The sequence below is a fragment of the Paenibacillus polymyxa genome (genome assembly GCF_015710975.1).
Taxonomy (GTDB): domain Bacteria; phylum Bacillota; class Bacilli; order Paenibacillales; family Paenibacillaceae; genus Paenibacillus; species Paenibacillus polymyxa.
Genome location: NZ_CP049783.1, coordinates 5,069,799 through 5,085,044, shown reverse-complemented (window position 1 = coordinate 5,085,044; position 15,246 = coordinate 5,069,799). Strand labels below are relative to the sequence as shown.

10 protein-coding genes and 1 pseudogene are annotated in these 15,246 nt (G+C 45.6%); 7 read left to right on the top strand and 4 right to left on the bottom strand.

Translation table 11 applies throughout. The features are described 5' to 3' along the window. Window positions 1-18 precede the first annotated feature (18 nt). Window positions 19-1,281 (top strand): diaminobutyrate--2-oxoglutarate transaminase, encoded by a 1,263-nt coding sequence (gene ectB, locus G7035_RS23250; protein ID WP_019687204.1) that lies wholly within the window; start codon window positions 19-21, stop codon window positions 1,279-1,281. 93 nt (window positions 1,282-1,374) lie between these two features. Here the strand turns inward: ectB and G7035_RS23245 are convergent, their stop codons facing one another. From G7035_RS23245 to G7035_RS23235, 3 genes are all read right to left on the bottom strand, one after another. Further along, window positions 1,375-1,893 (bottom strand): NAD(P)H-dependent oxidoreductase, encoded by a 519-nt coding sequence (locus tag G7035_RS23245; RefSeq protein ID WP_019687205.1) that lies wholly within the window; start codon window positions 1,891-1,893, stop codon window positions 1,375-1,377. Window positions 1,894-2,061: 168 nt separating this feature from the next. Continuing rightward, window positions 2,062-3,186, bottom strand: coding sequence for a GGDEF domain-containing protein (locus G7035_RS23240; protein WP_017428555.1), 1,125 nt, complete (start codon window positions 3,184-3,186; stop codon window positions 2,062-2,064). A 95-nt stretch (window positions 3,187-3,281) separates the two neighbouring features. Continuing rightward, window positions 3,282-5,717, bottom strand: coding sequence for a glycoside hydrolase family 94 protein (locus G7035_RS23235; RefSeq protein WP_019687206.1), 2,436 nt, complete (start codon window positions 5,715-5,717; stop codon window positions 3,282-3,284). Between the two features lie 224 nt (window positions 5,718-5,941). Here G7035_RS23235 and G7035_RS23230 point away from each other — a divergent pair, with 224 nt between their 5' ends. Next, a complete protein-coding gene (locus tag G7035_RS23230; RefSeq protein WP_016819027.1) occupies window positions 5,942-6,676 on the top strand; it encodes a thioesterase II family protein in 735 nt (244 codons plus the stop codon). A gap of 16 nt (window positions 6,677-6,692) precedes the next feature. Beyond that, window positions 6,693-7,538, top strand: a complete 846-nt coding sequence (locus tag G7035_RS23225) for a sugar phosphate isomerase/epimerase family protein (RefSeq protein WP_029515022.1) — start codon at window positions 6,693-6,695, stop codon at window positions 7,536-7,538. Window positions 7,539-7,631: 93 nt separating this feature from the next. Here G7035_RS23225 and G7035_RS23220 read toward each other — a convergent pair whose 3' ends face one another. Then, window positions 7,632-8,000, bottom strand: a complete 369-nt coding sequence (locus G7035_RS23220) for a DUF423 domain-containing protein (RefSeq protein WP_017428559.1) — start codon at window positions 7,998-8,000, stop codon at window positions 7,632-7,634. Window positions 8,001-8,277: 277 nt separating this feature from the next. On the opposite strand from G7035_RS23220, the gene G7035_RS23215 reads away from it, so the two are divergent. The 4 genes and pseudogenes from G7035_RS23215 to G7035_RS23200 all read left to right on the top strand — a co-directional run bounded on the left by G7035_RS23215 (window position 8,278) and on the right by G7035_RS23200 (window position 15,080). Next, a complete protein-coding gene (locus G7035_RS23215) occupies window positions 8,278-11,265 on the top strand; it encodes a glycoside hydrolase family 48 protein (RefSeq protein ID WP_019687208.1) in 2,988 nt (995 codons plus the stop codon). 136 nt (window positions 11,266-11,401) lie between these two features. Further along, window positions 11,402-11,905: a ferritin gene (locus tag G7035_RS23210; RefSeq protein WP_013371107.1), complete on the top strand. Its 504-nt coding sequence runs from the start codon at window positions 11,402-11,404 to the stop codon at window positions 11,903-11,905. A 286-nt stretch (window positions 11,906-12,191) separates the two neighbouring features. Further along, on the top strand, window positions 12,192-12,740 hold the full coding sequence (locus G7035_RS23205; protein WP_019687209.1) for a GNAT family N-acetyltransferase: 549 nt from the start codon (window positions 12,192-12,194) through the stop codon (window positions 12,738-12,740). A gap of 316 nt (window positions 12,741-13,056) precedes the next feature. Further along, window positions 13,057-15,080, top strand: a pseudogene (locus G7035_RS23200) (S9 family peptidase). The last annotated feature ends 166 nt before the right edge of the window (window positions 15,081-15,246 follow it).

Genomic DNA, 15,246 nt, shown 5'->3' with positions numbered 1-15,246 from the left:
GCGGGAGGACGAATATTTATGAACACATTCGAAACACTGGAGTCCAATGTAAGGTCTTATTGCAGGAGTTTTCCAGTTGTTTTCAACAAAGCGAAAAACGATGTTTTGTACACGGAGGCAGGAGAGGGATATATTGACTTTTTCGCCGGTGCAGGGGCTCTAAATTATGGGCACAATAATGACTTTATGAAAAACCGGTTACTAGATTATTTAACCTCCGATCGGATCATGCATGGTCTGGATATGTACACCACGGCCAAGCAAGAGTTTATAGAGTCTTTTTCCGAGCGTATTCTCCGGCCTAAGGGCTTGAATTATAAGCTTCAATTTTGCGGACCGACGGGAACCAATGCGGTGGAAGCAGCACTGAAACTTGCGCGTAAGGTAAAAAAAAGAAATGGTGTTTTTGCTTTTATGGGCGCGTTCCACGGTATGTCGCTCGGTAGCTTATCGATTACCAGCAATAACTCCATGCGAGAGAGCGCAGGAGTCCCACTGAATAATGTTACCTTTATACCTTATAACAGCACATTTAACGGAATGGATACCATTTTGTACATGGAACAGCTTTTAACAGACACTCATTCCGGTGTGGAGAAGCCTGCTGCGATTATTTTGGAAACGATACAGGCTGAAGGCGGTATTAATATTGCAGATAACGAATGGCTGCGTGATTTGCGACAGCTTTGCGATGATCATGATATCTTGCTCATTGTTGACGATATTCAGGTCGGTTGCGGCCGAGTTGGTTCGTTCTTCTCGTTTGAGCGAGCAGGCATTGTGCCTGATATGGTTGTCTTGTCCAAGTCGATCAGTGGATACGGTCTGCCAATGTCCTTGTTGCTGCTTAAGCCAGAACTGGATATTTGGAGTCCTGGTGAACATAACGGCACCTTCCGTGGAAATCAGCTAGCGTTTGTCGGAGCAAAGGCAGCGCTGGAGTTCAGAGACACGGTTGGGTTGGAAGCCCAAGTGAAGGAAAAAGAAGCTTTTGTTCAGCAGTTCTTGCGTGAACATATCCAAACAATGGATCCACTTATTGAAATTCGCGGCTTGGGACTGATCTGGGGAATTGATGTGACCCATTTGGGAGAAGCCTTCGCCAAGGAGGTTGCAACTCTCTGCTTTAGTAAGGGACTTATTATTGAGCGAGCTGGGCGTAACGATACGGTACTTAAAATTATGCCAGCGTTGACGATAAGTATGGAGAACTTGAGCAAGGGCTGCAATATTATTAAAGAAAGCATGGCTCAGGTAACGAGTAACTTGGTTACGCTGTAAATGTAATTCTATCAGCAAAGCCCCTTGGTTGGAGCCAACGTCTGCTGTAGGGCAAGCAGGTGTGGGCACCTTCCAAGGGGTATTTTGTGTAAATTAAGAAATAACCGCCTGCACGTATTTTTGTGCAGATTGCTCCAACTGCTCATCTGTCAAAACTCCGGCACCATACTGCACGAAATAAGGGAGCAATTTGACACCAATCAGAAGGCCTGTAGCTTCAAAAGGTCTCAACAGCTCTTCGATCGTATATCTGTTTCTTCCGTCATGTTGATAGTTTTCCTCCACGCTGGCAGCAGACAAGGCGATCAACAACTCTTTGCCCTGTAGCTTGTCACCTTCGCTTCCATAAGCCCAGCCGTAGGTTAAAACCTTATCCAGCCATTTTTTCAGCAGGGGAGGACTGCTATACCAGTAAAAAGGGAATTGCAGAACGATACGATCATGCTGCTCTAGCAGTTTTTGCTCATGGGCAACGTTGATTTGCTCATCCGGATATATTTCATACAGGTTGTGAACGGTCACACTGGATTGCTTCTTGAGTTCTTGCATCCATCTTTTGTTAACGCGAGACTCTGCAAGATCAGGGTGAACAACAATAACGAGTGTTGACATGTAAAACCATCTCCTTAAAGCTTATTTTTCGTAAGTAAATAACCATTCCGCGTGTAACCATTTTAGTTTGCAATCCATAAAATTGTCAACTCTTCTCAATTTTAAGTTTCTACATACAAAAAAACTCCGACAACTATATGCCGGAGTTGCATTAAATGCATTTTTACATTAAGCGATATGGTTAAGAGCAACAATTTTATTTTTACCGGAGCGCTTGGCTTGATACAAATAGTCGTCTGTCTCCTGGAAAAATACATCTTTGTCTTTGTTCATATCCTCGGTATAGCTTTTTAATCCAATGCTTACGGTTACAGAAACGATTTGCATTTTCTCCTGAAAGGTCATTTTCTCCACTTCACGCCGAATGTTCTCTACAATCTGGTAAGCTTCCTCAAAAGTATGCTCGAACATCAAAATAGCAAACTCCTCACCGCCATAGCGGGCCGGAATGTCATTTGCTGTAATCTGCTCTGTAATAATTTGCGAGATGCCTTCCAAAATTTTATCTCCAAACTGATGCCCGTAAGTGTCATTGATCTTCTTGAAATTATCAATATCCACTAACGCCAGATGGATGATCGCGCCTTGTTCGGCATATTCCAGTGCTTTTTCATAAAAGTTTTGGAAAGACAAATGATTGTATAGCTTCGTTAAACCATCAGTCATGGACATTTTACTAATAATCGCGTTACTGATCATTAATTCCTGCTGAGCACGCTTTGTTTTGTATAAATCCACTAACAAATCGCGGCCGCTGGCCTGAATAATGAGGGCAATAAAGGTGGACATAATCAAAAATGTCGGAATCGCCACGATATCAAAGTCTGACAAATAGCTGCGGAATGATCCATCTATTGCTAGCAATAGAAAGAAGACGATCACTTGCAATACAAAAGAAAGCCATATTAAGCGACGATTGAAGAACAAGATTGAAGAGAAAATAGGCAACAAGCACAATGCTGGAATAATCCGAATGTCATAGTTAAGGCGAATAATCATCCAACAAATGACGGTGCTTGCCATAAACAGAATCACAAAAGAATACCTGTTAAATTTAAAATGTGCCAGTTCTGCAAGTAAGTTGGATCCACTCATGATTAGTGTGGGAACAATAAGGACCCCAACGTAAAATTCATAAGGCGAAGCGGGATAATCAAGGAATAAGTAGCTGCCCAGCTGGACAATAAAATGTACGGTTATAATCATCCAGTAAAGTAATAACATTTTGCGCACCCAGCGGGCTTGCTTTGTTCTGTAATCCATGGTTTGAGTAAGCCGTTTTGTCTTGTTCATGATGTCACCACACTTAATGTATCTATAGCCATTCTCGTATTATAAGATACTATGTGGTGAAGTTGAAGCTAATTTTTTTGAAGGGCACGAACTCGTTAGCCCAGTAACACTTTTACCTGGTGAATAGTTCCATCTCCTGCAACCGGCAGAATATTATTCGTTAGAACAGTGCCATCTACGGTAACTGTAGCTACACCTTTGGAGACGTGCTGTGGATTCGTGATATGAATCACATAGGTGTCGCCTCGGAAGACACGGGTGACTGTGAATTCTCCCCAGGATTTGGGGATGCACGGATCAATACGCAGACCGTCCCATTCCGGCTGAATACCGAGGATGGATTGAGTAATAGCTATAAAATTCCAAGCCGCAGTACCCGTTAGCCAGGAATTTTTGGCTTCACCTTCACGAACCGCATCCTTGCCCGCAATCATTTGAGCATACACATATGGCTCGGTACGATGAATGTTGCTGATGTCCTCTAGATAAGCGGGAGCAATTTTGCTATACAGCTCGAAAGCGCGATCACCGCGTCCTATGACAGCTTCTGCCATCATAATCCAGGGGTTATTGTGACAGAAAATACCTGCATTTTCCTTATACCCAGGAGGGTAAGAAGAGATTTCACCCAGATTAATATAGTAGCGGGAATAAGGCGGATGTTGTAGTACAATGCCGTAGGGAGTTTCCAGCCGATCACGTGTAGAGTCGAGAGCTTTATGAGCCAGGCCTTCTTCAATGCCAATTCCTGCCATTACACAGAAGCCTTGAGGCTCTATGAAAATTTGCCCTTCCTCACAATCCTTGCTCCCTATTTTGTTACCATAATGGTCGTACGCACGCAAGAACCATTCCCCGTCAAACCCATGCTCCAATGTGGCTGTCCGCATACGATCCACATGTCCTTGAGCGGTGACTGCTTCTTCATTCAAACCTCTGCGCTTGCAAAGCTCAATAAAATCCGGTCCAGTATACACGAATAGTCCGGCGATAAACACAGATTCGGCTATGCGGCCCTCCAAATTCTGTGTCGTCTGATAGGACTCATCTGGCGTAGCAGAAAAACAGTTGAGATTCAGACAGTCGTTCCAGTCAGCCCGACCAATGAGCGGAAGACCATGCGGACCGAGATTGTCTACAACATGATAAAAAGAACGCTTCAAATGTTCAAACAGCGAAGCGGCACGATCTATATTCCCGTCAAAGGGAACTTGTTCATCCAGTATGCCAAAGTCTCCGGTTTCTTTGATATATGCTGAGGTACCGACAATAAGCCACAGCGGATCGTCGTTAAAGCCACCGCCAACCTCGTGATTTCCTTTTTTGGTTAACGGTTGGTACTGATGATATGCCCCGCCATTTTCAAATTGAGTAGAAGCGATGTCGATAATCCGTTCCCTTGCCCGCTCCGGTATTTGGTGGACGAAGCCGAGCAAGTCTTGATTTGAATCCCGAAAACCCATACCACGTCCAATACCGGATTCAAAATACGAAGCCGAACGTGACATATTGAATGTAACCATACATTGATACGGGTTCCATATGTTCACCATTCGGTTCAGCTTGTCATCGTGACTTTGAAGGGTGTACTTAGACAGCAGATTGTTCCAATAACTTCGCAGCTCACTTAACGCACGGTCCACATCGGTTTCATCCGCAAATTGCGCGATCATAGCATGAGCCTGTTTTTTGTTAATAATACCGGGGGACTCCCATTTTTCTTCCTCTGGGTTTTCCACATATCCGAGTACAAAGTTACAGCTTGTTTCTTCGCCCGGCTCCAGTGTAATCTCAATGCAATGCGATCCGATAGGGGACCAGCCGCTGGCTATCGAGTTAGACGCTTGCCCTGCGGTGATGGTGTGGGGCTGATCCAGTCCGTTGTAGAGACCCAAAAAAGCTTCACGGTCTGTGTCATAGCCCGCCAGCGGACGATTCGCAGAGAAAAAAGCATAATGATTGCGGCGCTCACGGTATTCTGTCTTGTGATAAATGACAGAGTCCTGTATTTCAACTTCGCCTGTGTTCAAGTTACGCTGAAAATTGGTCATATCGTCATAGGCGTTCCACAGGCAAAATTCGACGAATGAAAAGAGTTTGATCTTTTTAGTTTGTAACGATGTGTTCTGAAGCTTGACCTGGTGGACCTCGCCGTCAAAAGATAGGGGCACAAAAGCTAGTTGCGTAGCCCGAATCCCTCTGCGTTCCCCCATAATTGAGGTATATCCAAGTCCATGACGACATTCATACTGCTCCAGGTCCCTTTTAACCGGCATCCAGCCCGGAGTCCAATAATCTCCATCAGCATAAATATAAAAATAGCGACCACCGCTATCGACAGGAATATTGTTGTACCGGTAACGTGTTAAGCGACGTAAGCGAGCATCTCGATAAAATGCATAGCCGCCGCCTGTATTGGAGATGAGTCCAAAAAATCGTTCATTACCTAAATAATTAATCCAGGGATACGGAGTTTGAGGGGTGGTGATGACATATTCTTGGTTGGCATCATCGAAGAAACCATACTTCATGGCGCAGGACTCCTCTCAAATTGGAAAAATAAAAGACCCAACACATGATTATATTCAAACATACAGCAGTTCTTCCTTAAGAAATACATTTCCTGCTTTATGCAAAATGTGCTTGAATTCGTCAACCCTCTTTTTCGAATTTGCAAAATATTTGAAATGGGTAAATATACCTTTTTGTGCTAAAATAAAAAAGTTAGAATTCCGCAACACAGGAGGTTGCAAGAATGGTACCTATCACATTATTTTTCATCCCATATGCAGGCGGATCGGCATCAGTCAGCTTCAAATGGAAAAAGCTGCTGCTTCCACAGATTAAACTTGTCCCTTTGGAATTGGCGGGCAGAGGTATTCGTTCTGGGGAACCGCTTAAGGATAGTATTGAGGAGATGAGCGAGGATCTGCTGCATCAAATCAGCCATGAGTTAGCCCCTGGTGATCCTTATGCCATATACGGTCACAGCATGGGTACGATGATTGCATTCGAGCTGTATTATAAGCTGGTGGCTGGAGGATATGGCCAGCCGGCTCATCTATTTGTTTCGGGTGGACGGGCACCGCATATCCCAAGAAATCTCCCGTGGTTACATGATCTGCCTGCAGATCAATTCAGAACGCATTTGCAGAGGTATGGTCAACTTTCGGAAGCCATTTTTGACAATCAGGAATTGTATGACTATTTTATGCCAGTATTAAGAGCAGATTTCAAAGCAGTCGAGATGTATAAGTATATGAGCAAAGCCACGCCTTTACATTGCCCTATCACCGCCTTGACAGGACTGACTGATAACACGGTGGCCCTACAAGATGCAGAGGCGTGGGCACAGCATACGGATCAGCAATTTCGTGTGTTTACCTTTGAGGGAGGACACTTCTTTATTCATGATGAAGTAGAACGAATTACAGAAATCATCAATGAGTCCTTGGAGCTGAGTACGGCGATTAGTAGAATACAAAAATAAAAAGAGGTGATTTTTAGTGACAGTAGGTGTATTGGCACATTTGTTTGGCAAGTTGCCTTATCGCGAGTTGGCTGCAAAGGTAGGTGAAGCGGGCTTTACTCATGTTCAGCTCGCTCCGTGGAGAGCGATCAGTGATGTCGATTTTAATAAACCTGGCAAGTTCAATCCGGGATTAGCATTGTCTATCGCTGAGGAATTTCGTAAGTACGGAGTATCCATATCAGTGCTCGGGTGCTATTTGCATTTTTTTGTACAGGATGAGGAATTGTTACGTGAAAATGTAGAGCGTTTCAAAGAGCTGATCCGATACGCAAGTCTGTTAGGAGCACCAATGGTTGCAGCTGAAGTCGGACGCAATGAGGATGGGACCCCTTATTCGGAGCGAGACTGGAGAGTTGTAAAAGAAGTTGTGCGAGAATTAGCAGATGAGGCGGAGAAATGGGGGGTATTCGTAGGATTGGAGGCTGCTAACGATCATTTGGTCGGAACAGCAGCAGAACTGGCTACCTTTCTGGAGGAAGTACCGTCTTCACACATAGGCGTTGTGATTGATCCAGGTAATTTGCTAAAAACGGAAAACCTAGAGCGACAGGATGAGATCATCCGCGAAGCTTTTCAGCTGCTGGGACCTCGGATTATCGCAGCACATGCCAAAGACCGACGTTTGTCATCATCAGGTGAGATCGAGACCGTACCGCCGGGTTTTGGTGACATGAACTATGCTCTATATATGGAACTGCTGGAGCAGTACAAGCCAGGGGTCCATATTATTATGGAAGCTGCTCAGGAGCATGAAATGGCTCAATCCAAACGCTATATCGAAGGTCATCGGATCGCGGCTCAGAAAGCACAGCAAGTGTAAACGAAATCATAGACGCGTTCATCTTCATCAATAAATCGGCCATGATACAGGAGACTTGGAAGCGCCTACTTTTCCAAGTCTCTGTTTATTTGTTTAGCCTTGTATTACCGCCACAATCACAATGACCCAGCTTGCCAAAAAAGCCAGCCCGCCAATCGGGGTGACGGCTCCAAGCTTTTTCACACCAGACACACTAAGAACATACAGACTGCCGGAAAACAGAAGAATGCCTACCAGCATAACCCAACCTGCGGTTACAATAAGAGAAGAATGGGCAAGGTTGCCTGCAAGAACTCCCAGCAGCAACAAACCCAAACCGTGAGCAATTTGATATTGAATTCCTGTCTGGAATATGCTCATCATGTCTGCGGAAAGTCTTTTTTTCAACGCATGCGCCCCGAATGCTCCCAGAGCTACAGCTAAAAACATCACAATACAGCCAAGCAACAGCAACACTTTCATGTTTTAACGCCTCCTTGTGAAATAGTACCGATTCCTATCGATTTCGTCAATTTTCCTTGTGCAACTCTAAACATATAGAATTTTTCGACTCTCATTTGGCGACTAGTGTGGTATATTCTTGCCAGGGCCAATGTGAAGCATTTGGAGCTATGGACAGCGTGTCCTCCACCTTTATAACGGGAAAGTGAGGTGATGGCGCTGTCTTTTTGTGCTGTCGTTTTTCGGAACCAAATTTTGAGTAAAGCCAATATTGATAATGGAGAGGATGAATGCAAAAGTGATCAGTAGAAAATCTGTGTTCAGAAAATCTGTCTCTATGGTCATGTCAGCCATTTTGGTACTTCCGTTAAGCTTGGGTTTATTTCAGGCCGAACCCGACCGTGCATCAGCCGCAACCCCTGAATCAACACGCTTTTTGCAAATGTATAAACAACTGAAGGACCCAGCTAGCGGTTACTTTTCTAAAGAAGGTATCCCTTATCATTCCGTTGAAACTCTTATGAGTGAGGCGCCTGACTATGGACACTTAACGACCTCGGAAGCATACAGCTATTGGATGTGGCTAGAAGTTCTCTATGGTCATTATACCGGGGATTGGGGTCATTTGGAATCGGCATGGGACAACATGGAGAAATATATCATTCCTGTTAATGAGGGTGACGGTAAGGAAGAGCAGCCTACAATGAGTAACTATAATCCGAACAGCCCTGCCACTTATGCCGCAGAATATCCACAGCCGGATCAGTACCCAAGCCGTCTGAGTGGTCAGTATGGTGCTGGCAAGGACCCGCTGGACTCTGAGCTGAAGGCAACCTATGGCAACAATCAGACCTACCTGATGCATTGGTTGCTGGATGTAGACAATTGGTACGGTTTTGGCAATCTGCTGAATCCGTCACATACGACGACCTATGTGAACACCTTCCAGCGCGGGGAACAGGAATCGGTCTGGGAGGCCGTACCGCATCCATCGCAGGATAATCACAAGTTTGGCAAGCCTAATGAAGGCTTCATGAGCCTGTTCACCAAGGAAAATAATGCTCCTGCACAGCAATGGCGCTACACGAATGCCACGGATGCGGACGCACGGGCGGTTCAAGCCATGTACTGGGCAAAAGAACTCGGTTATGACAACCAGGTATATTTGGACAAAGCGAAAAAGATGGGAGACTTCTTGCGTTACGGCATGTACGATAAATACTTCCAGAAAGTAGGGAGCGCTTCCAATGGAAGTCCGATTGCTGGCACGGGCAAGGATGCCAGTCTTTATCTAATGGCATGGTATACGGCTTGGGGCGGCGGACTGGGCCAAAGCGGCAACTGGGCTTGGCGGATTGGTGCCAGCCATGCGCATCAGGGCTACCAGAATGTCGTTGCTGCATATGCATTATCGGATAAGGATAGCGGATTGATCCCAAATTCACCTACGGCAGGACAGGATTGGGCGACCTCGCTCAAGCGCCAATTGGAATTTTACACTTGGCTGCAATCTGATGAGGGGGCCATTGCAGGTGGAGCAACGAATAGCTGGGATGGTGCCTACAAGGCGTATCCATCTGGTACGAGCACTTTTTATGGCATGGCTTATACAGGGGCTCCTGTATATCAAGATCCACCGTCCAACAACTGGTTTGGCATGCAGGCTTGGCCTGTCGAGCGGATTGCGGAGCTGTACTATATTTTGGCCAAGAAAGGTGACACTTCGTCTGAGCAGTTTAAAATGGCTAAAGAAGTGACGGAAAACTGGATCGCTTGGTCCAAGAGCTATGTATTTGCCAACGAACGGCCTGTAACTGATGCGCAGGGTTACTATTTGGATGCACAAGGCAAGCGTATTCTGGGTGGCAAAAATCCGAAGGTAGCCACTACAGCGGCTAAAGGTGAGTTCTGGCTGCCGAGCAATCTGGAATGGAGTGGAAAGCCTGAAACCTGGAGCGGATTTGCCAATCATAAAGGAAATGCCAATCTTCATGTCGTAACCAAAAGTCCAGGACAGGATGCAGGAGTGCTGGGCAGTTATGTGAAAGCGCTAACCTTCTTCGCTGCCGGAACAAAAGCTGAAAAAGGAGACTACACCGAGTTAGGCAAGGAAGCCAAAGATCTGTCCAAAGCCTTGCTTGATGCAGCATGGGGCTATAACGACGGCATAGGAATTACAACGAAGGAAGCACGTGAGGATTATTATCGTTATTTTACTAAAGAAGTATATATCCCGAGCGGATGGAGTGGTAAGACTGGGCAAGGCAACACGATCCCAGGCACAGACGCTACACCGTCTGATCCGTCCAAGGGAGGGAATGGTACGTATTCCAGCTATAGCGACATCCGCCCTAATATCACTAAAGATCCGCAATGGTCCTATCTTAAAGACAAATACACGACTTCATGGAACAAACAGACCAAAAAATGGGATAAAGGTGCGCCAGAATTTACGTATCACCGTTTCTGGTCCCAAGTAGATATGGCAACTGCTTATGCAGAGTATGACCGTCTGATTAATGGTAGTGGACCAGCCGAACCTACAGCTCCCAAAGCTCCGGCAAATGTAAAGGCGAGTGCAGGAGATGCACAAGTTACACTAACCTGGAGCAAAGCGACAGGTGCTGATAGCTACACGGTTAAGCGCTCCACAACCAGTGGTGGCCCGTATACCACGGTAGCAACGGTAACTGACGCCACTTACAAGGATACAGGGGTGGTGAATGAAACCACTTATTATTATGTAACAAGTGCAACAAATTCCTTAGGAACCAGCCCGGATTCTGCTGAGGTCAGCGCCAAGCCAACAGCAGCCCCGATTCCGGCGAAGGGAGATGTAATTGCCCAATACCGTGTGGGCGACACCAACCCGGGAGATAACCAGATTCGACCACTCTTCCGTGTCGTAAACAAGGGTAAAGAGGCTCTTGATCTGAAAAACGTCAAGCTGAGATACTACTATACTGTAGATGGCGATAAGGGGCAGGAGTTTCACTGTGATTATGCACAATTGGGCAGCGGCAATGTTCAGGGACGGTTTGTGAAACTGGATAAGGCCGTAACTGGGGCAGATTATTATTTGGAGATCTCCTTTGGAGCCGGTGCGGGAAGTCTGGCAGCAGGGGAAAACACGGGGGATATTCAGATTCGCATGAACAAGACGGATTGGAGCAACTATAACGAAAGTGACGATTTTTCCTATGATGCAACCAAGACCTCTTATACAGATTGGGACAAAACACCTTTGTATATAAACGACAAACGTGTCTGGGGTCTGGAACCTTGATTGTGAACTAAATGTTGAGCAAGGCGGGCGGAACGTGAGTGTGTCTGAATTCACTTCCGTCCGTTTTTTTGTGATCAAATTCATGGTACACTAAGAACGTTACATCATTACATATCTGACCGAGGTGACCTAAGACATGAATGACAATTTGGCACAGGCTCTGAATGAGCAAATGAACTTTGAATTTTACTCCGCTCACGTATATCTCGCGATGGCTGCATATTGCTCTAGTGAAAGTCTGGATGGGTTTGCAAACTTCTTCCTGGTACAAGCAGAGGAGGAACGGTTTCATGCCATGAAACTGTATAGATACATTAACGACCGTCGAGGACGCGCCACATTGGCAGCATTACCGGAGCCCAAAAATAGCTACGATTCCATGCTGGACGTATTTGAGCATGGCTACAAGCATGAGCAGCAAAACACACAAAAATTTTATCATTTGGCTGACTTGGCCCTCGATGCACGAGAGCATGCAACGATCCATTTCTTGAAATGGTTTATTGATGAGCAAGTCGAAGAGGAAGCTCTGTTCGATAGTGTTATCCAGAAGCTTAAGCGCATTGAAAGAGACAGCAATGCCTTTTATATGCTGGACAGCGAGTTTGCCAAACGCAGCTTTGTTGCCCCTGCGGAATAACACAGCGTACAGGTTGGTTTGAATGCCCCAGAGACAGGGACAGCATTCTATTTGTCTAGAAAGTAAAGGAGCCCGGCTTTCGGGCTTTTTTGCTTTTATTTGAATTGCGGACTTTCCAACCCTCAAGGGATATTGTTATTTTAAATGAAGGTATAGAAAAAATTAATTTGTCGCTGAATGGTGAGCATGCTACAGTTATGTTAACTTTTATTTCTGATTAAAAAGATAGGATTAGTTGAAAAAAATTTATGCACATTATTACAATACTATAGGGAGGCGGGGAACTATGAGCGAGATCTATCGTCTGGCACGTCAAGAGGATGCAGAAAGATTGCAGTATATAACGTATGAGGCATATGAAACAATTCGGCAGTTGGAGCTTAAATGGCCTGCCGCTCAGGCAGACGTCGCTCTCATTCAAGAAAACATTAAAAATAATGATTGCTATGTGCTGGAAGTCGATGGTGTCATCCAGGCTACCGTTAGTCATCTGAAAAATAGAGCCCTTAATTTTATAACCGATCTTCCGTTTGTGATGTGGTTTGCCGTAGATCCGGCTGCTCAGGGCAAAGGATATGGAAAAAAACTGCTGAACTGGGTAGAGAAAACGATTATTCGTGATCAGGTTGGAGCTCCTGCAGTGACATTAGCCACTGCGGAAAAACATCCCTATTTATTATCCATGTACGAGCGTTGGGGATATGAACGTATCCATGCTTTTGACCATGGAACAGGGGACGGGACGATGCATTTACTGCGTAAAGTAGTGAATCCTGAATTATTCTCCACCTACATCCATGAAAAGAATGAAGCCGAGACTGCTAACCGAAATTAGACACGATCACTGGAGAAGCCTGAGTTCACAGTAGAAATTCCAAAATATCGTCAGGTAGGCTGTGATTGCAGAGGAACTTGGCTTTAATGCGTACGGTACAGAAGAACGATAACAGATATGACCTTCTCTCAAGAAAGCAACCGAAGCGCGGTGTTTTCGAGTCATTATGACTGAGAGAGGGTTATTTGAGTTTTGGACAAATTGACAGAGATACATAAAAAGAGTAACGTAATTGTATATTTAAATTCATATAAAATTAATCGGATTAATTGAATGTGAAGTTGTACAAATCTGACAATATTAAGGAGGGATTTATTTGAGCAACTCGCAATCTGACACCAAACGCCGTATAACAGCTGAGGATTTATATCGATTTCACTGGGTTAGCGATCCAGCTGTTCATCCCACGAGTGGCGAAATTGCTTATGTAGAACAGTATATTAATGAAGAGCGAACAGACTATAACTCGGCTATTTGGCTGTTGCCGTTCGAAGGTAAAGCTCCAATACCCTTTACATATGGACCGAAAGATGAAACACCTGTCTGGTCACCGGACGGATCACAACTTGCTTTTCTCCGTTCGGCAGACGGCAAGCGCCAGGTATGGATTATTCCAGCACGCGGGGGAGAAGCCCGACAACTTACGCACGTAGGGAACAATGTTCGTTCATTAGCCTGGTCGCCGGATGGAGCCTGCATATCGTTTGTAGCTAAAACTGCTGAGAACCAGTCAAGTCCTACATGCGACGCAGGAAAGCAGGAGACACAGCTTGAGGGACGAGTGGTTAATCGAACAAAAGCTAAATCCGACGGCTATGGGCTGTGGGATGATACTCGTGATCACTTGTATGTAACTGATGTGACTTCAGGGCACACGGTTCAACTGACATCCGGCGCTTATGATGTCGCGGAGCCTGTCTGGTCACCGAATGGCCAACAGATTTTATTTGTGGCTAGAATAGCGGAGCATTCCAAAGAGGATACGGATTTACGCAAGCAAAATGATTTGTTTACGGTAGCTCCTGCGACTTCTAATAGCAATGCGGCAGTACCGTTTAAGCTGACTCATTCCGAGCTTCAAATCGAGAGCGCTGCATTCTCTCCCGATGGTACATTGATTGCCTTTTACGGTCATGATCGTCATGCCAAAGGCGCTACTCAGACTCGACTGTATACGGTTCCCTCCAGTGGCGGGACGGCAGTATGCGTTAGTGAGACACTTGATGCTCACCTCGGTAATGCGGGTATGAGCGACATGCGTTCACATCTTCATGTAGGACCACCACGCTTCAGTGCGGACAGTCAATCCCTGTATACGCTGGTAACCATTGAAGGAAATGTGCACGTATATCAGTTTGCGCTTGATGGAACTTTTAAAATTTTAACCCAAGGAGAACGGGAAATTTACCAATTCGAGCTTACTTCGGATGAGCAGCATATCATTGCTGCTTCCACCAATGTCGCTTTACCAGGCGATTTGTTTCGGATTGCGATCCATTCAGGGACCGAGGAACGGCTAACACGAGTGAATGATTCTCTGCTTGATGAGATTGAGATTAGTGTGCCTGAGAGCTTCTGGACGGAGGTCGAGGACGGCCGACGCGTACAGGGGTGGGTGATGAAGCCTGTTGGGTTTGAAGAGGGGGATCTTACCCTGCCATTTTGGAAATTCACGGCGGCCCCCATGCCATGTATTCCAATTCCTTTTTTCATGAGTTTCAGTTGCTGGCGGCTCGGGGGTATGTAGTCATCTATACGAACCCGGGAGGAAGTCGAGGGTATGGACAGTCTTTTACCAATGTTGTCCTTGGAGATTACGGCGGACGTGATTACACCGATCTACTGAGCGCCGTGGACGAGGCTATACGCAAATTCCCATTCATCGATCCAGAAAGACTGGGTGTCACGGGAGGCAGCTATGGTGGCTTTATGACAAACTGGATTGTCGGGCATACGGATCGTTTCCGCGCAGCTGTGACCCAGCGTTCCATATCTAACTGGCTGTCAATGTATGGGGTGAGTGACATAGGGTACTCGTTTACGGAAGATGAAGTTGGCGGGAATCCATGGGATGATTTCGAGCTTTTGTGGAGGCAGTCCCCGCTGGCTTATGTACAGCAAATCAATACACCGCTGCTCATATTACATGGAGAGCAGGATCTACGTTGCCCTATTGAGCAGGGAGAGCAGCTGTTTACAGCATTGCGTCGTTTGGGAAAGCCCACCCAATTTGTCCGTTTCCCAGCTTCGAGTCACGAGCTTTCACGTAAAGGGCACCCACAGCTTCGCGTGGAACGACTGCAACGTATTACCGACTGGTTTGTCCAACACAAAATATAAGTCTCATTCGATTTGTAGTGATTATGGAAAAATGCCAGGTCCTAATCTTAGGACTTGGCATTTTTTAATGTGTCTTATATCCATTCTCTTAACCCCATTTAGTGCTGGTGCTGGGTCACGATTTACGGTTATCATATACGAAGATATTGTTCGTTCATCGCTTCTT

What these genes read in the sequence shown, in the direction of transcription:
- ectB (WP_019687204.1), top strand. Translation starts at nt 19, where the DNA reads ATGAACACATTCGAAACACTGGAGTCCAATGTAAGGTCTTATTGCAGG.
- G7035_RS23245 (WP_019687205.1), bottom strand. Translation starts at nt 1,893, where the DNA reads ATGTCAACACTCGTTATTGTTGTTCACCCTGATCTTGCAGAGTCTCGC.
- G7035_RS23220 (WP_017428559.1), bottom strand. Translation starts at nt 8,000, where the DNA reads ATGAAAGTGTTGCTGTTGCTTGGCTGTATTGTGATGTTTTTAGCTGTA.
- G7035_RS23240 (WP_017428555.1), bottom strand. Translation starts at nt 3,186, where the DNA reads ATGAACAAGACAAAACGGCTTACTCAAACCATGGATTACAGAACAAAG.
- G7035_RS23230 (WP_016819027.1), top strand. Translation starts at nt 5,942, where the DNA reads ATGGTACCTATCACATTATTTTTCATCCCATATGCAGGCGGATCGGCA.
- G7035_RS23210 (WP_013371107.1), top strand. Translation starts at nt 11,402, where the DNA reads ATGAATGACAATTTGGCACAGGCTCTGAATGAGCAAATGAACTTTGAA.
- G7035_RS23235 (WP_019687206.1), bottom strand. Translation starts at nt 5,717, where the DNA reads ATGAAGTATGGTTTCTTCGATGATGCCAACCAAGAATATGTCATCACC.
- G7035_RS23205 (WP_019687209.1), top strand. Translation starts at nt 12,192, where the DNA reads ATGAGCGAGATCTATCGTCTGGCACGTCAAGAGGATGCAGAAAGATTG.